The 21,303-nt window shown below is 39.6% G+C and carries 21 protein-coding genes; 15 read left to right on the forward strand and 6 right to left on the reverse strand.

The annotated features are described in order from the left end of the window. The first annotated feature begins 536 nt into the window (after positions 1-536). From ruvX to ACS5PU_RS08400, 7 genes are all read left to right on the forward strand, one after another. Entirely contained in the window at positions 537-953 is a 417-nt protein-coding gene (gene ruvX, locus ACS5PU_RS08370; RefSeq protein ID WP_439458834.1) for a Holliday junction resolvase RuvX, read from the forward strand. A 7-nt stretch (positions 954-960) separates the two neighbouring features. After that, positions 961-1,599, forward strand: coding sequence for an O-methyltransferase (locus tag ACS5PU_RS08375; protein WP_439458835.1), 639 nt, complete (start codon positions 961-963; stop codon positions 1,597-1,599). A gap of 77 nt (positions 1,600-1,676) precedes the next feature. Further along, positions 1,677-2,354, forward strand: a complete 678-nt coding sequence (locus ACS5PU_RS08380; protein ID WP_439458836.1) for a glucosaminidase domain-containing protein — start codon at positions 1,677-1,679, stop codon at positions 2,352-2,354. Between the two features lie 77 nt (positions 2,355-2,431). Next, positions 2,432-3,274 carry a glucosaminidase domain-containing protein gene (locus tag ACS5PU_RS08385; protein WP_439458837.1) on the forward strand — a complete coding sequence of 281 codons (843 nt, stop codon included), beginning with the start codon at positions 2,432-2,434 and terminating at the stop codon, positions 3,272-3,274. Between the two features lie 48 nt (positions 3,275-3,322). After that, the gene (locus ACS5PU_RS08390; RefSeq protein ID WP_439458838.1) at positions 3,323-4,075 is read left to right on the forward strand and encodes a hypothetical protein; all 753 of its coding nucleotides are present in this window, start codon (positions 3,323-3,325) and stop codon (positions 4,073-4,075) included. After that, positions 4,072-4,395, forward strand: a complete 324-nt coding sequence (locus ACS5PU_RS08395) for a hypothetical protein (RefSeq protein ID WP_439458839.1) — start codon at positions 4,072-4,074, stop codon at positions 4,393-4,395. The genes ACS5PU_RS08390 and ACS5PU_RS08395 overlap by 4 nt, the downstream gene beginning before the upstream one ends. A 94-nt stretch (positions 4,396-4,489) precedes the next feature. Beyond that, entirely contained in the window at positions 4,490-5,494 is a 1,005-nt protein-coding gene (locus tag ACS5PU_RS08400; RefSeq protein ID WP_439458840.1) for a DUF3078 domain-containing protein, read from the forward strand. A gap of 66 nt (positions 5,495-5,560) precedes the next feature. On the opposite strand, the gene ACS5PU_RS08405 is transcribed toward ACS5PU_RS08400, so the two are convergent. Continuing rightward, on the reverse strand, positions 5,561-6,295 hold the full coding sequence (locus tag ACS5PU_RS08405; RefSeq protein ID WP_439458841.1) for a siderophore-interacting protein: 735 nt from the start codon (positions 6,293-6,295) through the stop codon (positions 5,561-5,563). Positions 6,296-6,391: 96 nt separating this feature from the next. Here ACS5PU_RS08405 and ACS5PU_RS08410 point away from each other — a divergent pair, with 96 nt between their 5' ends. Next, positions 6,392-7,381, forward strand: coding sequence for a helix-turn-helix transcriptional regulator (locus ACS5PU_RS08410; RefSeq protein ID WP_439458842.1), 990 nt, complete (start codon positions 6,392-6,394; stop codon positions 7,379-7,381). A gap of 34 nt (positions 7,382-7,415) precedes the next feature. Here the strand turns inward: ACS5PU_RS08410 and ACS5PU_RS08415 are convergent, their stop codons facing one another. Continuing rightward, a complete protein-coding gene (locus ACS5PU_RS08415; RefSeq protein ID WP_439458843.1) occupies positions 7,416-9,836 on the reverse strand; it encodes a DUF5916 domain-containing protein in 2,421 nt (806 codons plus the stop codon). A 193-nt stretch (positions 9,837-10,029) separates the two neighbouring features. Here ACS5PU_RS08415 and ffh point away from each other — a divergent pair, with 193 nt between their 5' ends. After that, on the forward strand, positions 10,030-11,367 hold the full coding sequence (ffh, locus tag ACS5PU_RS08420) for a signal recognition particle protein (RefSeq protein WP_439458844.1): 1,338 nt from the start codon (positions 10,030-10,032) through the stop codon (positions 11,365-11,367). Between the two features lie 199 nt (positions 11,368-11,566). Here ffh and ACS5PU_RS08425 read toward each other — a convergent pair whose 3' ends face one another. Further along, positions 11,567-12,352, reverse strand: a complete 786-nt coding sequence (locus ACS5PU_RS08425) for an energy transducer TonB (RefSeq protein ID WP_439458845.1) — start codon at positions 12,350-12,352, stop codon at positions 11,567-11,569. A 121-nt stretch (positions 12,353-12,473) separates the two neighbouring features. Between ACS5PU_RS08425 and ACS5PU_RS08430 the strand changes: the two genes are divergently transcribed. The 5 genes from ACS5PU_RS08430 (at position 12,474) to ACS5PU_RS08450 (ending at position 16,538) form a co-directional block, all read left to right on the forward strand. Further along, complete coding sequence (locus ACS5PU_RS08430) at positions 12,474-14,012, forward strand: YifB family Mg chelatase-like AAA ATPase (protein WP_439458846.1); 1,539 nt, start codon at positions 12,474-12,476, stop codon at positions 14,010-14,012. Positions 14,013-14,211: 199 nt separating this feature from the next. Next, positions 14,212-14,457: a GxxExxY protein gene (locus tag ACS5PU_RS08435; RefSeq protein WP_439458847.1), complete on the forward strand. Its 246-nt coding sequence runs from the start codon at positions 14,212-14,214 to the stop codon at positions 14,455-14,457. Positions 14,458-14,716: 259 nt separating this feature from the next. Next, complete coding sequence (locus ACS5PU_RS08440; protein ID WP_439458848.1) at positions 14,717-15,091, forward strand: hypothetical protein; 375 nt, start codon at positions 14,717-14,719, stop codon at positions 15,089-15,091. 111 nt (positions 15,092-15,202) lie between these two features. Next, on the forward strand, positions 15,203-15,772 hold the full coding sequence (locus ACS5PU_RS08445; RefSeq protein ID WP_439458849.1) for a Crp/Fnr family transcriptional regulator: 570 nt from the start codon (positions 15,203-15,205) through the stop codon (positions 15,770-15,772). A gap of 85 nt (positions 15,773-15,857) precedes the next feature. Continuing rightward, a complete protein-coding gene (locus ACS5PU_RS08450) occupies positions 15,858-16,538 on the forward strand; it encodes a type 1 glutamine amidotransferase domain-containing protein (RefSeq protein WP_439458850.1) in 681 nt (226 codons plus the stop codon). A 49-nt stretch (positions 16,539-16,587) separates the two neighbouring features. On the opposite strand, the gene ACS5PU_RS08455 is transcribed toward ACS5PU_RS08450, so the two are convergent. After that, a complete protein-coding gene (locus tag ACS5PU_RS08455; protein ID WP_439458851.1) occupies positions 16,588-16,842 on the reverse strand; it encodes a hypothetical protein in 255 nt (84 codons plus the stop codon). A gap of 140 nt (positions 16,843-16,982) precedes the next feature. Here ACS5PU_RS08455 and ACS5PU_RS08460 point away from each other — a divergent pair, with 140 nt between their 5' ends. Beyond that, complete coding sequence (locus tag ACS5PU_RS08460; RefSeq protein ID WP_439458852.1) at positions 16,983-18,365, forward strand: MBL fold metallo-hydrolase RNA specificity domain-containing protein; 1,383 nt, start codon at positions 16,983-16,985, stop codon at positions 18,363-18,365. Positions 18,366-18,638: 273 nt separating this feature from the next. On the opposite strand, the gene ACS5PU_RS08465 is transcribed toward ACS5PU_RS08460, so the two are convergent. Then, a complete protein-coding gene (locus tag ACS5PU_RS08465) occupies positions 18,639-19,886 on the reverse strand; it encodes a glutamate-5-semialdehyde dehydrogenase (RefSeq protein ID WP_439458853.1) in 1,248 nt (415 codons plus the stop codon). Between the two features lie 89 nt (positions 19,887-19,975). Next, entirely contained in the window at positions 19,976-21,055 is a 1,080-nt protein-coding gene (gene proB / locus ACS5PU_RS08470) for a glutamate 5-kinase (RefSeq protein ID WP_439458854.1), read from the reverse strand. Positions 21,056-21,303 lie beyond the last annotated feature (248 nt).

Here is a 21,303-nt window from a genome sequence, read left to right on the forward strand (position 1 = left end):
GATCAACTTCTTTGCTGGGCATTCTTTTTTAGATTGTAAAGACATTCGGTTACCTGCTGTAAAAAACCCGGCTTCAAATTTAATTTTGGATTAAATTCTTATCTCAGAGCAGATTATCCTATTTATCGGGATAGATGAATATAGTTACCCAACTAGCGATTAAACTGATTGGCTTTCTCAAAATACCTTTTGCTGCTGGGCCTGAGCATTTACCCGTTTTTTGGTCTGGCCCAGGATAAGACAGTTAAAATTATTGTGCTTAACCCAAAATGTAGGGGATAGAAAATGCTACCCTACAACTCCAAAAGATCGGCTGGAGGTGCTGCAGATGAAATTAACAGGGCAGGCTAGTTCGGTTTACAGTTTTCAATTCGCAGTTTTCAGTTTCTTCAAATAGTTACAGTTAAAACATTAACTGGTTAAACACTTAACTATCGCCTCAAAAACCCATTTCGCAAAAAACATTACCTTTGGACTTTTATTTTTAAATCGCGATGAAGCGCTCAGCGCCAAACGCACTACGTTGAACGATCGATATGGCGCGAATTTTAGCTTTTGATTATGGCACCAAACGCATCGGCATTGCAGTAACCGATCCTTTGCAGATTATTGCCACCGGCTTGGATACCGTACATCCAAAAGATGTGATTGCGTACATTAAAAAATATATGCTTACCGAACAGGTGGAGGCCTTTGTTATCGGCAATCCTAAACAAATGGACGGATCTCCTTCTGATTCGGCACAACACGTTAAAGGCTTTGCCACCCTGCTTAAAAAATCATTTCCCGATATTCCGAGGCATTGGGTTGATGAGCGTTTTACTTCAAAAATTGCACATCAGACCATTATGCAAAGCGGGCTAAAAAAAATGGACAGAAGGGATAAAGACAGGGTTGATACCATTGCAGCAACCATCATTTTACAATATTTTATGGAAAGTAACCGTTTATAACCAACAAATGAGCCTGATAAACGACGATTTACAAGATTTATTAATTACCTATTGCGAGCCCGAAAGCGAACTGCTTAAACAGATAGACCGCGAAACCAACCTTAAAGTTTTAATGCCGCGCATGCTCTCCGGCCATTATCAGGGCCGGGTTTTAAGCATGCTCAGCAAAATGGTTTCGCCAAAGCGGATTTTGGAAATCGGCACTTTTACCGGTTATGCTACCCTTTGCCTGGCCGAAGGCTTAACCAATGACGGGATATTGTATACTTTGGATATTAATGTTGAGCTGGAAGATATGGTTCGGCATCATTTTGCACAATCGACATATAACAATCAGATTCAATATATCCTCGGCGATGCGAATACAACCTTATCCGGTTTAAACGAAGTTTTCGACCTTGTTTTTATCGATGCGGATAAAAAAAACAACGGTACCTATTACGATCTGATTTTCGACCGCGTTCAGCCCGGAGGAATTATTATTGTGGATAACGTACTGTGGAGTGGAAAAGTACTTCAGGAGAAACAAGATAAAGACACCAGAAATATCAGTAGTTTTAATGATAAAATAGCTGCAGATGAGCGGGTTGAGAAATTGATATTACCTGTGCGCGATGGCCTGTTTGTGATTAGAAAGAAATCTTAGCAATAAAGGGTTAACCGGTTAATTGTTGAAATCGGTTAATCGTACTTTAAACAATTAAATAATTTGTTCAGTTAACCATGATAAAGAAACTCTTTACTTTTTACCTGCTAATCTTAACCGGATTTATCGCGAAAGCACAAGATACAGAAGATTATATAGCAGAACATGTAGAATATGCACAGGGTTTAATGCACGAGCATAAAATTCCGGCAAGTATAATCCTTGCAGTTGCCATCCACGAATCGGCAGCCGGTAACAGTAAAATTGCACAGCACCTCAATAACCATTTTGGTGTTAAAGGCCCAAATAACAACGCCGAAATCCGTTCTTCTTACCGCGATTATTTAAATGCAGACGAATCTTACAGCCATTTTGTCGAAATTATGGAAACCCGTGAGCCTTTTAACAATCTTTTCGCCAAATACGATCAATACGATTATAAGGGCTGGGCCTATGGCATACGCCGCTGTGGCTATGCAAGCAGCAGGAGCTGGGCCAGCCAGGTAATTGGCCTGATTAAAAAATATGAGCTTTATCAGTACGATGACAGACCGGAAGGCTACGAGGAGCCGGTTTACGCAGCCCCTGTTAGGCACAGCAAAAGAAGCAGGCAGAGTACCAAAAGCTATACCGTTAAAACCGGCGATAACCTAAGCGTAATTGCCAAAAAGAAAGGTACCACCGTTAAAGCCCTGATGCAGAAAAACGGCATGAAAAAAGTAAACTTAAAACCCGGACAGAAGTTGAAGTTTTGAGCCTGTTTGTATTTTTCAGCTAGCAGTTTCGCAGTTAACCAATTAACCGATTTAAACAATTAAACATCACCATACAAATGCGTTCATACAATCCTTTCATATTATTAGCGGTAATCCTGTTTTTTCTGAGCTCATGTGCCTCGCGAAAATTCTCTAAAAACAACAAACAGATAGAAAAAGAAGCAAATAAGGCCAACAACAACAGCTATAAAAGTTATAACACATTAAGTTATATCGATGAGTTTAAAGGGGTAGCGGTAGAAGAGATGAATGCAAACGGTATTCCGGCCAGTATTACCCTTGCACAGGGTATTTTGGAATCAGGCAGTGGAAATAGCGATTTAGCTAAATATGCCAATAACCACTTCGGCATTAAATGTACTTCTGATTGGAAAGGAAAAAACTACTTCCGCGATGACGACCAGAAGAACGATTGCTTTCGGGTGTACAAAGATGCGCGCGAATCGTTTAGGGATCATTCAGAATTCTTGAAGCGCAAGCGCTACAGCTTTCTTTTTCAGCTGGATAAAAACGACTACAAAAGCTGGGCACAGGGATTAAAAACCGCTGGTTACGCAACCAATCCCAAATATCCCGATCTATTGATCAATACGATAGAAAAATACCAGCTTTACCAATACGACCAGCCCGAGAGCGAGAAACAGAAAATTGCACGCGAAGACCGGGTATTTACCGAGATAAACCAAAATATACCTAAAGAAAAAGCCAAATTTACACCGGTTGAAACACCACCGGCCGGCGCTAAACCTATTTTAGCTGACGGAACCTATACCGTAATTAAAGGCGATACCTTGTATAATATTGCGAAACGTTTTAACTTAACCGTAGATCAACTAAAAATGTTAAACGAAATGAGTACTGACGGCATTAAATTGGGCCAGGTGCTTAAGGTTAAATAATGTTAAGTGCAAACTTTGCCTGCCAGATATTTGTAGTTTTGTAATCTAATGAAGTTTTTTTTCACCCTCATCCTGGCTTTTGGCTTCTCTACCCTGCTTTATGCACAAACAAAACCTGTGCAGGGAATCGTTATTGATAAAGAAACCAAGCAGCGGCTGGCAAAGGTTTATATCTACAATATCCGTACGGGCGATGGCCTATACAATAACACCAAAGGAGAGTTTAGCACTTTTGCCCTTCCGGGCGATACCTTGGTTGCAGCCTTATCGGGCTATGGTGTGGATACCATGGTTTTTAAAGGCCAAACTGCAGCTTATTTTCAGTTAAAATCGTTAGGTATACGCTTGCGCGATGTGGTTATCCAGCAAAAACGGCTAAGCCCGCAGCAGCTGTACGAAAAAAATGTGCAGGAGTACCGTTACCAAACCATGAAAGGAAGCAGTAAAGATTTATTGAATTTAGGCAATGGCGGGGTAGGCCTGGGTATTGATGCGATTTATAATTTATTGAGTAGGCAGGGCAGAAACGCACGCCATTTACAGAAAATCCTCGAAAAAGATTACCGCGAAGATTTGATAGATTACCGGTTTAATGCCAACCTGGTGCGCCAGGTTTTAGGGATAAAAGATGCCGAACTTACCGATTTTATGCAGCAGTACCGGCCAACCTATCAATTTGTGCTCGATGCCACAGATTATGCCTTTAATTTATTTATCAGAAACGCCTATAAAAGCTACAGGCTTAACCCTAAAGCACTGCAATTGCCAGCACTGCCTAAAATAACCATCGAAAAGCTGTGAAGGCCCCAATCCTGATCGTTAAAAACCTGCCCGCTGCCGGAATGGCCATATTCCCTTTTGTACTCCTTAAATCGGCAGGGCTTAAAAACGACCAAGAACTCATTAACCACGAAAAAATACACCTGCGCCAGCAGCTCGAATTATTGGTTGTTCCCTTTTATCTTCTTTATGTACTCAATTATTTAATCAATCTGGCCAGGTACCGTAACCACCATACCGCATACCGCAATATCCTTTTCGAAAAAGAAGCTTACGATAATGAAGAGGACCTAAAATACCTTAAAAACCGCAGTTGGTATGCTTGGTTAAAAAAGATCTGAAACTTCATTTTTACCCATAAAAGCAATTGTCAATCCGACAATCATTTTGTTAAATGCTTTTTATCTCTAAAATTTTTCTTTTTCTTTGTAGGTAATGAAGAACTGTTTAGCTGCCATAATCCTTATTCTAAGTCTCTGCTCTACACAATTATATGCACAGGAAATTGACACCATTCCGATCAATACTAAAGACCTGAACATAAAATTAAAACGTAGTCCACTGCCTAGCAGACAGGGGCCCCTAAACTTTGAGCCAGTAAAAATTAAGCCTCTTGTGGTTAATGCAAAGGTAAATTACTGGAAAACCCGGACCAATATTGGCATTAACATTAACCAGGCGCAATTTAGCGATAACTGGAAGGGTGGTGGTACCAACTCTATTGCAGTGGGCGGTTTGCTTAACTGGAAAGCCGAGTACAATAAAAACAGTTACAGCTACGTAAGTGAGCTCGTTTTGCAATACGGTAAAATAAAAAACAAGGATCAGTTACAGAAAAAAACCAACGACCGTATTTTTTGGGATAACAAGGCTTCTTTCCAATTGTCTAAAAGCTGGTATTTCTTCGGATCGGTGAGTTTTGAATCTCAGTTTGACAGAGGATTCCGCTATTATAGAGATGGTAATGGAGACGAACAAAAAATTTTGATTTCGAGATTTATGGCTCCCGGTTATTTAACAGAATCAATCGGTTTTGAATATAAACCTGTTAAATATTTCTCTACACGTATCGGTACGGGTACGGCCAGACAAACATTTGTGCTCGATACAGCGGTATACGACAGTAAAAAAGAAGTGTATGCTGTAGAAAAAGGTAAAAAATTTAAAAATGAACTGGCTTTCCAGATTGTAAGTGCTTTTGATAAAGATATTTTCACCAATACCAATTTGAAGGCCAGATATGCCATGTTTATCCCCTATAAGGATTTTAAGGCAAGTAAAATTGACCACAGGCTGGATGTTGCTTTAACTGCAAAAATTAACCGTTTTATGAATACCAGCTTAACAGGCGTATTGTTATTTGATGATGATACCGGTACCAATAAAATCCAGGCCAGTCAAACTCTGGCACTTGGTTTTGCCTTTACCTTTCCGAGGTAGCGGTGCATCAATTAAACAAAAAGACCACAGTATAAACTATGGTCCTTTTTTTAGCACAATCTTTTTTTAGGCTCCGCCGCCAATTTTACCCATTTCCCAATAGGGCATGGTAATGATCTGGCTAAAACCAACTCCCCGCTTTTTCAGGTATTTCTTAAACTGCTGTACCGATTGGGCCCTGCCCGTTAAATAGAAGGTAGCATTCTGCCACATTTCCCAGCACAGGGGATGCATATTTTCCATCCAGTTGATGGCATTTTTTGCTGGCGCGCTTAAATCACTGGGCACTACATCAATCAAGAGTTTAATGTGATCAACCGAATCGAAATTTTCTTCCTGAAGCTCTAAAATACCAAAATACTCTACGTCTTCATCAACCGCTTTTTTTCCCAGCGATTCGTACAGGCCCATGCTGGTTTCATCGCCAAAAAAGAAATGCTGATTGGATTCTTCTTTGTATTTCACCCTTGCCCGGTCGGCAATGAGCTTTAAATGATCGCCTTTTTGAATATTCACAGCAAAATTATATCCCGGCCCCTGCCTGTTTAAGTAAAAAATAACCTCGCAGGTTTGCTGTTCCCTATCGTAACCAGATAAAGTATAATGCCTGTATTCGTTGGCATTAACCCGAAAAAGCACTTCGTTGCCAGGTATAAATTTCGCGTCGAAAAAATCGCCTTTAAAAGTGATACACTTCAGGTTGCTGCTTAACATTTTGGTTGCTGTAACTTCTACGGCGTATATTTTATTGCTGATCACCTTTTCCATAGTGTTGACCAGCCATGATGGTAACTTGGGCATTGTATTAATTTGTTTAGTAACTTTGAACAAAAGTAGTTGTCTAACAAAAAGGTCTTTTTATATCAAAGGGATTAAAATTTATACCAAAAGGATTTTATGGCCTTAACCATTTACGATGGCGACAATAAACATTACATTGTTGGCACCAAGTTCGACGAGAATGAATTCAACCGGCCTCTTGTAACCGAAACGAGAGAAAAATACAGCTTCCCCTTTGGCGATGCGGAGATTGTACAGCTATCTTTTTCTGGAATTTACATTATTTATGGCGATATGCTGGTGAAGCAAAACCGCCTGCGCATAAAAGCTTTTGACGAACCTGAACTGGTAGAACTTCACTTTTCGCTTACAGGTGGCGGTATTATGGAGAACCACCTCACCAATAAGCGCCTGGATATTAAGGCCAACCAGCACAACATTATTTACAGTCCTGAATTTGATGGAACAGCCGAATTCCCGACCAATGAACCCTTAAAGTTTTTTGAGGTAAATTTTCAACGGGAGCGGTTTATTGATTTAACGGGCGAAAGTGGTACCCTGTTAAAAAGTTTTGCAGAAAACATCATGACCAAGCGCTCGGTAGAGATTTCATCAGAAAACCTACCCATTAGCCTTGCCATGCACAGTTGCATTAACGATATTATGAACTGCCAGTTTACCGGTGGTTTAAAATTGTTGTTTCTTCAATCTAAATGCCTTGAGCTTCTGGCCCTGCAGGCACAGGCCTTCGAAATGGCGGCAAAGAAACCGGAAAAACCTGCGGTTAAATCGGCTTATGATAAGGAGCGGATTTATTATGCCCGAGAATATTTATTGCAAAATGCCTGTAAGCCGCCTTCTCTAACCGAGCTTGCAAAGGTTGCGGGCATCAATGAATTTAAATTAAAACAGGGCTTTAAAGAAACCTTTCAAAATACGGTTTTCGGCTATTTGAGCGATTACCGTTTAATGAAAGCCAAAGAACTTTTGGCCAGCGGGCATATCGATATCAAAAACATTTCTGACGATCTGGGTTACTCATCGGTACAGCATTTTAACAAAGCTTTTAGCAAGAAATTTGGCGTAAGTCCAGGTAAGGCAAGGTAATTTTCCTTAAATTAAACTCAAGGAAAATAGTCTTTTAACTTTTTTTCCGTTTTTTCTTAAGGTCTAAATAATCAACGTAATACAAAACCTTAACCGATAGGCTGTTATTTTGCGGTGCATTCAAAATTCCGTTTAGGTTCTTATTGTAACGCTGCGTGTAATAGGTGTCGTAGGTTTCTGCCGCATCTTTATACGAAACAGATAAAGTGCTGCCCGGTGCAAACTGCCAGGTATAAATTAAATCGATGTTGAACACATTATAGTTTCTATCCAGTCCGTTTAATGGCGTCCCGGTATAATCGGTTAAATTGCCATCAGGCTTAAGCAGGTAAAATTCTTTGTTCCGCCTATCGCTCCAATAATGCCTCAGCACTACTGTAAATCCCATTAAATTACTAAAGGTATATTTGGCATCGAACGAGTTTTCTACGGTTCTGCGGTCATACTTCGAAAAAATAGCCTGGCCGCCCTGTGCCGTTACCCAGTTTACGTAATTGTAGTTCGGGTTAAAGTTTAAATCAAGTCCAAAAGCAAGCTTATCATTTACCCTTAGGTTCTGAAAAAAGTAAAAATTATACATTTTCCCTTTAAAAAGCTGTTGTTCCAAAAAACGGATGTTTCCGCCAAAATTATAGGCTTTGGCGCGGTTGGGGTTAATGTACAGGCTCACACCATAATTTTCAGGGGTGTGGTAAAGCTGTCCGTTCCGTGCTTCATAAAAGTCGTTACCTTTTCTATCCCAGCTCAAATCTACCTCTGCCGACCACTGGTTTTTAAACTGCACCCAATATCCTCCATTAAAACCTAATTTTTGGTAAGCCGCCGACTTTGCCCTGCGCGAATAGTTTAAATTAAACCAACTTTCGAACTGGTTATACCATTTACTGGGTTTGTATATGTTGTAACCAATGCCAATGCGCTGATCTAAAAAGTTGTTATTGGTAAAAAAGCCCATGTCTGATGGGTCGAATTTATCATCGGCATATACCTGGTTGTAGCTCCAGGTAAAATTGCCGCTCTGTTTTCCGAACCGGAGGGTATAGCTATAACCTGTACTGCTTTCTTCGCCCCGTAAATAGCTCATTTTGGCCCCGCCATTTACAAAATATTTATTGCCTTTATTATTGAGGTTAAACAAGAGGGCACTTACATTTGCATCGTAGGCAGAACCTTGCCGTAGCACATTGGTATTGATAAAAGTGGCCGAGCTGTTGTTTTTTAAAGATTGATCGAAAACCAGGATATTGTAATTGGTTAAGGGCTGTGTTTCTACCTGCCGCAAATTGCCCTGCGCATCTTCCACTTCGGTTTGCATGCTGTTGGTTATGGCATTAAAAATTCCGATGCCCAGGCCTTTTGCGGTTCGGCCCGATATTTTAGTTGCATTTAGCACCTTGGCCTCGGTTTGGTCTTTAACAATTTTATCGCTACCTACTCCGCTATAATTATAATATGATGGAATAGAACCGATACGCTTTGAGTAAAATAAATCGCCTTTATTGAACAGCTCTGTACCTTCGGTAAAAAACTGCCTGTTTTCGTTAAATTTTACTTCAAAAGGCGTGAGGTTTAAAATGCGGTTATCAGATTGTACCTGGCCAAAATCGGGCACCAGGGTCATATCCAGCGTAAAGCTATTGTTAATACCATACTTTACGTCCATACCACCATTAAAACGGGCCGTTGTATTTTTAACCCCCGGCAAATTAACGGGGTAATGGTTTACATAAGCCGAAATATAGGGCGAGAACGAGAGCCTAAGTGGCGGCTTAATGTCTTTGATGCCCATCCACAAGCCTTCCTGATTGATAAAACCATTTACCTTTGGGTCAACAAAATTCCAAAAGGTCTGTATATTCTTACGCTGTATCCTCCGGCTAAAATTCAATCCCCAGTTTTGTACATCCTTGCCCGAAAAACGCAAAGCAGAATAGGGGATTTTCATTTCGCAGGTCCAGCCTTTATTATCTAATTTAACGGCGCTTTCCCATACCGCATTCCAGTTGGGATCTTCATCGCCCACCTGCGAATATTTGGCATCGAACTGAACACCTGCAGCGGTAACAAAAAAACCGTTACCATTCATTTTATCATAAAAGGGATCGACAATGATCGAGATGAAATCGGCATTTCCAATATTATCCCTCGAAACCAGTTCGTGCGAAACACTATCGGGGCTATCGTACATGCGGGCGTAAACATAAATGGCCACATCATCGTAAAGCACTTTCATTTCCGTACGTCTATCATTTCTTTCAAGGCGCCCCGGAACGGGTCTGATTTCGTAAAAATCGGTCGCTATTGGCACACCGTTCCAGCATTCATCATCCAGAATACCATCTATTTTAGGGCTCTGCTGTGTTCTTTTAGCGGCTAATTGTTTTTGCTTGGTAGCATCCTGAGCGTGGCAAAAAGCACAGATAAATATCAAAAACAGTGGGATGCAGCGTTTCATTTGGTTTAGGTTAGTTAAGCATAAGACTCTAGGGATACGAAAATGTTGCACCCCGGCAGAAATATAATATTCATTTAACCTAAAGTTTTGACTTTGAGTTGCTAAGATTTACAAGCAAAATTTGATACATTTGCCCTTTATTAAAAACAACTGGCTTTTTGCCCATGGCATTAGGCTTTTAGCTTAAAAAAAGATGTTTGATAATTTACAGGACAAGCTAGACAGAGCATTTAAAGTACTAAAAGGACAAGGCAGCATTACGGAAATTAACGTGGCAGAAACCATGAAAGAAATCCGTAAAGCATTATTGGATGCCGATGTTAACTATAAAACAGCAAAATCGTTTACCGATGATGTAAAGCAGAAAGCTTTGGGGCAAAATGTGCTTACAGCCGTTTCGCCAGGCCAATTGCTTACCAAAATAATGAACGATGAACTTGCTGCCTTAATGGGTGGTGAAGTTACGGAGTTAGATACCAAAGCAAACCCAACCATTATATTAATTGCAGGTTTAAACGGTGCGGGTAAAACTACCTTTGCAGGTAAATTGGCCTTGCATTTGAAAGGCAAAGGCAAAAAACCTTTATTGGTTGCAGGCGATATGTACCGTCCGGCAGCGGTAGATCAATTGGAGGTATTGGGAACTTCAGTTGGTGTTTCGGTTTATGCTAACCGCGAATCGAATGATCCGGTAGGTATTGCCTTAGAAGGTATTGCACATGGTAAACAAAACGGAAATAACGTAATTATTATTGATACGGCCGGTCGTTTGGCGATTGACGAATCTTTAATGAACGAAATATCTGAAGTTAAAGCCAAAACACAGCCACACGAAATTTTATTCGTTGTGGATTCGATGACGGGCCAGGATGCGGTAAATACGGCAAAAGTATTTAACGACAGATTGGACTTTACCGGTGTGGTATTAACCAAACTGGATGGTGATACCCGTGGTGGTGCGGCTCTTTCGATTAAATCGGTGGTTAACAAACCAATCAAATTTATCGGTACCGGCGAGAAGATGGAAGCACTTGATGTTTTCTACCCTGACCGTATGGCTTCGCGTATTTTGGGTATGGGTGATGTGGTTTCACTTGTTGAACGTGCGCAGATGCAGTTTGATGAGAAAGAGGCTGCAGAACTTCAGAAAAAAATCCGCAAGAACAAATTCGATTTCAACGATTTCTACAACCAGATTCAACAGATCAAGAAAATGGGTAACATGAAAGATTTGATGGGGATGATTCCGGGTGTGGGTAAAATGATGAAAAACGTGGATATCCAGGATGATGCCTTTAAATCAATCGAAGCAATTATCAATTCGATGACCCCGTTTGAAAAGGAAAACCCTGATGCCATACAGCAGAGCCGCCGTTTACGTATTGCAAAAGGTTCGGGAAGCAAAGTTGAGGAAGTAACCAAGCTGATTAAACAGTTTGAAGATATGCGCAAAATGATGAAGCAGTTTTCTAACCCGGCCGCAGCAGCAGCCATGATGAAAGGTATGCCTAAAATGCCGTTTGGAAGATAGGCTTTAGCTGAAAGGTTAAAAACCAAAGCTGAAAGCGAAAAGAATATTGTAGAAAAGAATCCCGATCAGAAATGGTTGGGATTTTTTATGTGCTATACATTCTTGTTTATTTAAAGCCTTGCCCCAGGCTTAATCCAGTAACGCAGGTAAAAAGCCGTTCCATATAATAAAGTTAACGAACTCTTATTCCAAAAAGTGACTAATTGAATTTGATTGCGATATCTAATTGAGTTCTAACTTTACTCCCTTGAAAAACACCTGGCTTCCATTTCTCAGAACTTGTTAGTAATCGTTTGGCTTCATTATCACAATAGATATCGAGTCCCTTCTTAACTTTAATATCAGAAAAGCTACCGTCTTTTTCGACAATCAATGACATAATTACAGTTCCTTTAATATTCTTTGCTTCAGACTCTTTTGGATATTTTAGATTCGTTTTAATGTAATTATTCCATTCAGTATAGCCTTTTGGATACTCAGGCTGGGAATCTAGACTAATAAAATCAAAAACTTTATTCCCAAAATCTACTGGTGTATTTTTAGTAGCTGTATTTGGAATGGCAATATCTACTCTTGGCGATCCAATAATATTTGAATCTTCTTCTGGTGGTAGGCTTTTATATACATTATCAAAAAAAGTTTTTGTCTTATTCCATTCATTTAGATACTGTTTAGTTAAATCTTTCTCTCCAGAAAAAAAGAACACATCGACATTTTTATCTTTGGCATTAATTTTTGTAACGTATTTTTCATCTGCTATCACAAAAAGATCCATGTTTTTTGGAACCAATAAATAATAAGTACCGTCTTCATTTATACCGCTCTTCCTATCCCTCAAACCTAATAATCTAATTGAACTATTTTTTAAAGTGTTTTTACCATCTAAAAAAATATGTCCGGTAACTCCAATAAATTCGTTCTTTTTTTGAGCTAAGCTGCAAAGTGTCAGGATTAATAAGTAAAAAGTAATCAATGTTTTTTTCATGGTAAAAAAAGTGTTTTTAACTAAAGTATGGTAATTACTTTATTAAAACAATTCTTATATTAGTCAATAATATTCATCCCGAATAAATTTACATCCCACTTTATTTTAATTAAAAAATTAAATGCTTGTAAAAACATACGGGAGTGCTGTTTATGGCGTAAATGCACTAACCATAACCATCGAAGTGAGTATCAGTTCTGGCACCAAATATTACATGGTGGGCCTGCCAGATAACGCTGTAAAAGAGAGCTTACAGCGTGTGGCCAGTGCCATAAATGTTTCGGGCTTTAGGATGCCCAAGCAAAAAATTGTGGTAAACCTGGCACCAGCCGATATCAAAAAAGAAGGCTCATCTTATGATCTCCCAATTGCCATCGGTATTTTGGCCGCCTCAGGGCAAATTCCGCATGACGAACTGGAAAAGTATTTCATCATGGGCGAACTTTCTTTGGATGGCACTATTCAACCTATTAAGGGCGCTTTACCAATAGCCATACAAGCCAAGCAGGATGGTTTTACCGGATTTATTTTGCCCAAGCAAAATGTTCGCGAGGCAGCTATTGTTAATGATTTGAATGCATTTGGAGTAGAAAACCTCGCCCAGGTAATTGCTTTCTTTAATAGAACTGAAATAATTGAACCTGTAAAAATTAATACCCAAGAAGAGTTTTTAAAAAACATCAATAACTACGAGCATGATTTTGCAGATGTTAAGGGGCAGGAAAATATTAAAAGGGCTTTAGAAATTGCAGCAGCAGGTGGCCACAATGTTATTTTAATTGGTCCACCGGGGGCAGGAAAAACCATGCTGGCCAAACGCCTACCTACCATTTTACCTCCACTAAATTTAAATGAGGCTTTAGAAACCACCAAAATCCATTCGGTAGCGGGTAAACTTTCGGCAGCAGATGCACTGATGACGATTAGGCCATACCGTTCGCCGCACCACACCATTAGCGATGTAGCTTTGGTTGGTGGAGGAATAAATCCACAGCCGGGAGAAATATCGCTCGCGCATAACGGTGTGCTGTTTTTGGATGAACTGCCCGAATTTAAGCGGACGGTTTTGGAGGTAATGCGGCAACCTTTAGAAGATCGGAAAGTTGCTATTGCACGGGCAAGGTTTTCGGTTGAGTATCCGGCCAGTTTTATGTTGGTAGCCTCGATGAATCCTTGCCCATGTGGCTTTTACAACCATCCCGAAAAAGACTGTGTATGTGCTCCCGGCATTGTTCAGAAGTATCTGAGTAAAATATCAGGGCCATTACTGGATCGGATTGACCTGCATGTAGAAGTTACCCCGGTCAATTTTACTGAACTGGCCTCCACACAGGAGGCAGAAAAAAGCGATCATATTAGAGAAAGGGTTATCAGGGCGCGCCAAATTCAGGATATCCGTTTTGCAGATAAAACAGACCTACATTATAATGCACAGATGAGCCCAAAAATGGTGCGTAAAGTATGCCAGATCAGTAATGAAGGTACAATTTTACTAAAAAATGCCATGGAGAGGCTGGGATTATCGGCCAGGGCATACGATAGGATTTTAAAAGTAGCCCGAACCATTGCCGATCTAGCGGGGAGCGAAAATGTAGAAATAGAACATCTGGCAGAATCGATTAACTACAGGAGTTTGGATAGAGATGGTTGGGCGGGTTAAAGCTTTGAATTACAAATTAGCCATATAGAAATACAGTACATATAGCTGATAATTTATACCGCTTAGTTAAAAACCATATATCTACATGACTTAGAAAAAACCTCTACCTATATGGTCTATATATATGGCTTAGAAGAAGAGAAACCCTCAATATAGAGAAATCAACAAATATATCGTGAAAATAAAATAGAAAACGCCAGTGAGTTATAAAAATATCACTGTTGCAACAACGCTACGCTGTGATCTACTCATTGAAAATTGCCTCACAGTGGTGATAAAGGCCTCAAAAACCATCAAACCTATTGTAGAGGCACAAATACTAACCTACATGAAGTTATTTGAAGCGCCACAGGGATTGATCATAAACTTTAACTGCCTAAACATTTGTAATGATGGACAAAAAACATTTGTTAATGATTTGATGAAAGCGATCCAACCAAATTAGAAAGATATTAAAAACGACTGTCCTATAATTACGATTTGTCAAAAAGAAATCTTCCTGCAAAATCGTATCCAGCCTCTTGCTGAAAACAAAAACAAATTTCACATAGAAAATCACACAAAACACTTAATACCAGACAATTAAAATTTATTCAAGAAGGTTAAAATGCACTATTATTAAGGAGTGTCGGCCTTCTTTGGCATAGTCATTGTCATAGCACTGTTACATTTATTACCTATTAAAAAACTAAAAAGTGAAAGAGATGAAAAAAACAGTTCAAATTTTAAGCATGCTTTTAATAGCATTAACCGTAATGGTATCGTGTAAAAAAGATACAGATCCTGCTGACAGAGATTTCTTTGTAGGCACTTACAAAGGATCAGTTTCTTACCGCAATGGCGAAAGCACCATTACCAGCAGCGATGGAAAAGTAACCGTGAGTAAAGTTGGCGAAACGTATAATTTTTATTTTGGCAACAACATTCCGGATATTACTGGAGTAAAATTTGAGAAGAAAGGCGATAACAGTTACGTGAGTATCGGTTCTGGATTAACAGGCATTAGTATCGATGCCAGCAACCTAACCATTAGGGTAGCTAAAGATAGTCAAATCTGGACGGCAGACTGCACCAGATAATTATTAAACAATAAGGCCCGGTTAATCATCGGGCCTTATTTATTTCCATTGCTCCAGTGAGCAAATCAAAAAATAAAACAAGTTTGAAGCTTATTTAGCTAAATTTATAGCATGAGTTTTGAATTAAAAACACACATCGAAGAAATCGTTCCGCTCAGCGATCAGGAGTTTGAACATATATCTACCCATTTCAAACCCAAAAGCCTTAAAAAACATCAGTATCTTATTCAGGAAGATGAGTGGGTAAACAATATCTATTTTGTAGTTAAAGGATTGTTAAAAGCCTCCTTTACCGACGTAAATGGTAAAGAATATATCATCCAGTTTGCAATGGAAAATTGGTGGCTATCAGATTTCCGCGCCTTCTACGGTAATTTTAAATCCATCACCAATATCAGCTGCCTTGAAAATTCAGAATTACTTTATATCTCCAAAGAAAATTTGGATAGGTTGTGCAACGAAAGTCATAAAATGGAGCACTTTTTTAGGGTAAAAGGCAATTTTGGTTACGTAGCTTTACAGCAAAGGATTTTATCGCTGCTTACCACAAGCCCCAAAGAGCGTTTTGAACAACTGGCACAGCAATATCCAAAACTAATGCAAAGGGTTTCTAAAACAATACTTGCAGCATATCTGGGCATTTCGAGAGAAACACTTAGCCGGCTTTCTGCAAAAATGTGATTTAACGCACACTAATTCTGTGATTCAAGTCCTTTGTTTGCCTAGTAGATAGACCTAATTTTGTGATACACTTAGCATAAAAAATATGAATAAGAAAGTTTTATTCGTGCTTACGAGCCACGACGAATTAGGAAACACAGGCTTAAAAACAGGCTTTTGGTCAGAAGAATTAGCTGCACCATATTATGCCTTAGCCGATAAAGGTATTGATATTGTTTTGGCTTCGCCGAAAGGTGGCCAGCCGCCAATTGACCCTAAAAGTGAAGATCCATCTTTCCAAACCGATACTACCCGAAGAATGGAAAAAGACGCTGTTCTTTTAGATAAATTAAAAAACACCATCCCATTGGCCAATGTAAATATGGATGATTATGATGCCATATTTTATCCAGGCGGTCACGGGCCGTTGTGGGATTTGGCAGAAAGTACAACATCACAGCAGCTCATTACCGATTTTTACGCGGCCAATAAACCTGTTGCCTTTGTATGTCATGCACCAGGGGTGCTCAAGGATGTAAAAGTAAATGGCGAGTATTTGGTAAAGGGTAAAAATGTAACCGGATTTACCAATACCGAAGAAGAAGCTGTTCAATTAACAAACATAGTGCCTTTTCTGGTAGAAGATATGTTGGTAAAAAATGGCGGAAATTATAGCAAAACTGCAGATTGGAACCCTTACGCTGTGGTTGATGGATTGTTAATAACCGGACAAAACCCAGCCTCATCAGAAAAAGTTGCCGAAGAGCTGTTAAAACTTATTGCCTAATTTAACAGAATAATACTGGCTGGCATTGTCGGCCAGTATTAAAAGATGCTTAAAGCTCGTCTTCTTCCTCATCTTCCACTTCAGGCACATAATTTTCAATTGCCTGGCCAATGGCATTCACTTCTTCATCTTCCTCAAAAATTGGAAGCTCTGTTTTATAATCCATTTTTAGCCAGATAGATGAAGTATCTTTTTGAATCTGAATATATTCTTTTCCATCCTTAAAAATGGTATACGAATCATTTCGTTCCGGAAAAACTGAATAGTTAACTGTTCCGATTTCTATGTCAAAAGGTTCTTGCATGTTTGCTGTTTTCTTGCAAAGATAAACTATCTCCCTGATGATGATAAAATATGTCGTTCAAAAAATTACTTCACATTGTTTAAAAAATCCCATCAATTATATTACTTTACGCCTAAAGAACTTACGCGAAAGAAAAGAAGATGAAGTTAACGTTTTGGGGTGCTGCACAACAGGTAACAGGAAGTATGCACCTGCTCGAAGTTGGGCATTATAAAATATTGATAGATTGTGGATTGGATTACGAAAAGGAAACCTATCAGGAAGAAAACCAACACTTTCCATTCGATCCGGCCACAATTAACCTGGTTATTTTAACACATGCACACATCGATCATTCAGGTAATTTACCTACACTGGTACGCATTGGTTTCGATGGGCAAGTACTTTGTACCCCACCAACTGCCGATTTAACTTCTATATTGTTATTTGATTCCGTTGAGCTTTTTTTACGCAAGCAAAGTCGTAAACCGCGCACTAAAAGAGGCAATTTTAGCGGACCAAAACCTTTGTACCTGCACAAACACGTAATGGATACCATCGATCGGTTTGTAACCATTGCTTTTAATAAACCTTTTAAAATTAATGGCGACATTAGTTTAACATTTATACCTGTGGGGCATTTATTGGGTGCTGCAGCTGCAGTTTTAACCATAAATGATAATGGCGAAGAAAAGAAAATTGCATTTACCGGAGATATAGGCCGTGAGAACTACCCAGTACTGGTAAACCCCGAACCATTGCCCGAAGTGGATTATTTGGTAAGTGAGGCCACGTATGGCGGAAGGATGCACACCAAAGATAAAACCCTAGAGGAAAGACTGGTAGAGGAAATAACCGAAGCCTGCATTAAAACACCCGGGCGCTTAATTATCCCAGCATTCAGTATCGGCCGGACACAATCGCTGGTATTTGCACTCAACCAGATATTTACCAAAAAACTGCTTCCTCCTGTACAGATATTTGTAGATAGCCCCATGGCTATACAAGCTACTGATGTTTACCGCAAGCACCACAATCTGGTTAACCAAGAAGCTAAAGACTTTTACCAGACCATGGGGGATGAATTTGAATTTGAGCACCTGGCTTACGTTCAAACCATGAAAGAGAGTAAAGATGTTTCTAATTATTTCGATCCCTGCATTATTATTTCTTCGGCAGGTATGCTCGAAGGGGGCAGGATACAAGATCACCTGTATTACAACATCCAAAACTACTACTGCACCATTCTTTTTATTGGTTATTGCGCCAAAGGTACACTTGGCTATAAATTGTTAAGCGGGGCGCCGATTGTACGCATCAAAGACCGCGAAATGATGGTGTATGCTACCATCCGTCAAACTGATTTATTAAGTGGTCACGGCGATCATAACGACTTGGTTAAAACAGTGAAACAAACGGGCCAGCCTAAAAAGGTTTTCTTGGTGCATGGTGAAGATAAAAGCCTACAAAGTTTATCGTTGGCATTGCAGGAAGATGGTTTTCATGTTGAAGTGCCGGAAAGGGGCGAGGTTTTTGAACTGTAATAGATAGGTTGTCAAATGGTAGCTATTGGTCGTTGAAAATTGATTATCCAATTCCATCATACATCTTATGACCATTAAGAAATTAAGAACATTAAGATTTTAATGGCTTAGCTATTGGTTATTGAAAATTGATTATTGATTATTCAATTCCATTTTAAATCGTCTACCCTATGACCATTAAGAAATTAAGAATATTAAGGTCTTAATGGCTTAGCTATTGGTTATTGAAAATTGATCATTGGTTATTCAACTCCATTTTACATCTTCAATCTTTCATCTTCTCACCTGTCCATTGCCCCTTACCACCCATTTGTAGCTGGTTAGTTCTTCCAGTCCCATGGGCCCGCGGGCATGGAGCTTTTGTGTGCTAATGCCAATTTCGGCACCGAGGCCAAACTGTGCGCCATCTGTAAATCCGGTAGAGGCATTGGCATATACCGCAGCGGCATCTACTTCATTTAAAAACTGAGCAATATTGGCCACATCTTCCGAAATAATCGCTTCGCTATGCTTTGAACTATAATCAGCAATGTGGTTTAATGCTGCTGTCAGATCTTCTACAACCTTAACCGCCAATTTAAGGGATAAAAATTCTGTGCCAAAATGTTCGGGTTTAGCTGGGTTTAACAGTTTAGCAGGGTAGGTCGCTTTTAAAACCCCATAGCTTTGCTCATCGGCATAAAGCTCCACATCCCCTTTAGCCAGTGGAGATAAAAGTGCAGGAAGATCAGTCAGTCTGTTTGCATGAATAAGTACACAATCTAAAGAATTACAAACACTTACCCTTCGGGTTTTTGCATTGAAAATAATGGCTTTACCTTTCTCCAGATCGCCCGATTCATCAAAATAGGTGTGTACAATTCCTGCACCGGTTTCAATTACCGGAATTTTACTGTTTTCGCGCACGTAATTAATTAACGATTGACTTCCCCTTGGGATTAAAACATCAACAAAGCCCCTTGCGTTTAATAAAGCCTCGGTAGCAGCCCTATCTGCCGGCAATAAAGTCAACACATCAGGGTTAATGCCATGTTTTTTTAATACGCCATGAATAACCTTGGTAATGGCTAAATTAGATAATTCTGCATCACTACCGCCTTTTAAAACAGCTACGTTTCCCGTTTTAAAGCATAGTGAAAATACATCGGCAGTAACGTTTGGGCGCGCTTCGTAAATTACACCCACAACGCCTAGCGGCACACTAACTTTTTGAATATGCAGTTGATTATCCAACGTTTTATCGGAAAGGATTTTACCTAACGGACTATTTAAACCCGCAACGTTTTTAAGATCGTTTGCAATATCCGCGATGCGATCTTTACTTAGCTTTAACCGGTCGTATTTGGGGTCTTCGATAGGCATTCTGGCTAAATCCTTAACGTTTTCAGTCAGAATTTCATCAGCATTGGCCACCAAAGCAGCAGCCACATCTGTTAAAACCGTGTTGATGGTTTCTTTAGCCAGGCTAACCATGGTTCGGCTAGCTTGTTGTGCCTTTTCGAAGTATTGTTTGTAATCCATTTTAGTAGTTTAAGATCCGTCATGCTGAATTTAGTTCAGCATCTGGTTTTAAGATCCTGAAACAAGTTCAGGATGACGAACTGGTAAGCCTAAATAGCTGAAAAAAAATAATCGTAATGCACCAAAGCTTTCTGTTTCTTCTGGCCAATACGTTCTCTGGCTTTATCCGATCCGTATTCAGCAATTCCCAATCCGATCAGGTTATTTTTTTCATCAACAATTTTAATGATGTCGCCTTTTAAAAAATCGCTTTGGATTTCGATAATCCCCACAGGCAATAAACTGGTCGCCTTACCTGAGGTTAATACTGTTTTCGCACCATCGTTCAGTTTAACAATGCCAGTAGCAGAGGTTTCCGAATGGGCAATCCATTTTTTCTTACCCGATTTAATTTTTTCGGGCACAAAACGGGTGTGCACCAGTTGGTTATCGAGCAAAGAAAGAAGTACACTATCCTGTGTGCCGTTTGCAATGTGAACCGTAATACCCAGTTTGGCCACCTTTTGGGCCATGGTAGACTTGGTGATCATGCCGCCACGTCCAAACTGCGATTTACCGGTTTGTATAAACGAAGCCAAACTAGCAACCGAACCATTAATTTCCTGGATCACTTCTGAGCCTTCAATTTTCGGATCGCCGTTGTAGATTCCGTTAACATTCGATAAAATAATCAAGGCATCGGCATTTAACATCGAAGCAATTAAGCCCGCCAGTTCATCGTTATCGGTAAACATCAGCTCTGTTACCGAAACCACATCATTTTCATTTACCACAGGAATTACCTCGTTCTGAAGTAAAATCTGCAGGCAGTTTTTCATGTTTAAATAATGGGCACGGTCGCGGAAATCTTCTTTCGTTACTAAAACCTGTGCGCATTGTATGCGATGTGCTGCAAAGAAATTGGCATAGGTATTAATCAGTTTTACCTGACCAATGGCTGCCAGTAGTTGCCGGGTAGTTACAGCATCCTGCTTTTCGGATACTTTAATTAAGCTTCTGCCCGATGCCACTGCCCCCGAAGAAACCAAAATAACTTCAATACCCTGTTGTTTAATATCAGCCAGTTGATTGACAAGGTGTTTAATCCTCGCTTCATCAGGCAATCCATTTTCTTGCGTAATTACATTCGAACCAACCTTTACAACTATTTTTTTATACCCCGGTTTCATTTTTATCCTAAAAAGCAATTTGATGCGGCAATTTACCATCAATTTTTATAATTAAGATATTTATCTATGGGCATAATGGATTTTTACGAAAATGATAATTTGGTTTGGTGCATGGCGATAAGCGTTTGGCGTTGAAGCCCGGGATACCTTAGACAGTTAACCGATTTAAACAATTAACCCCATTAACAATTTACAAGCAACAATTTAACCATTCAACAATCAAACAATCTGATTAACCCCCAATGAAC

The organism is Pedobacter sp. GSP4 (assembly GCF_051857575.1).
Lineage (GTDB): Bacteria > Bacteroidota > Bacteroidia > Sphingobacteriales > Sphingobacteriaceae > Pedobacter.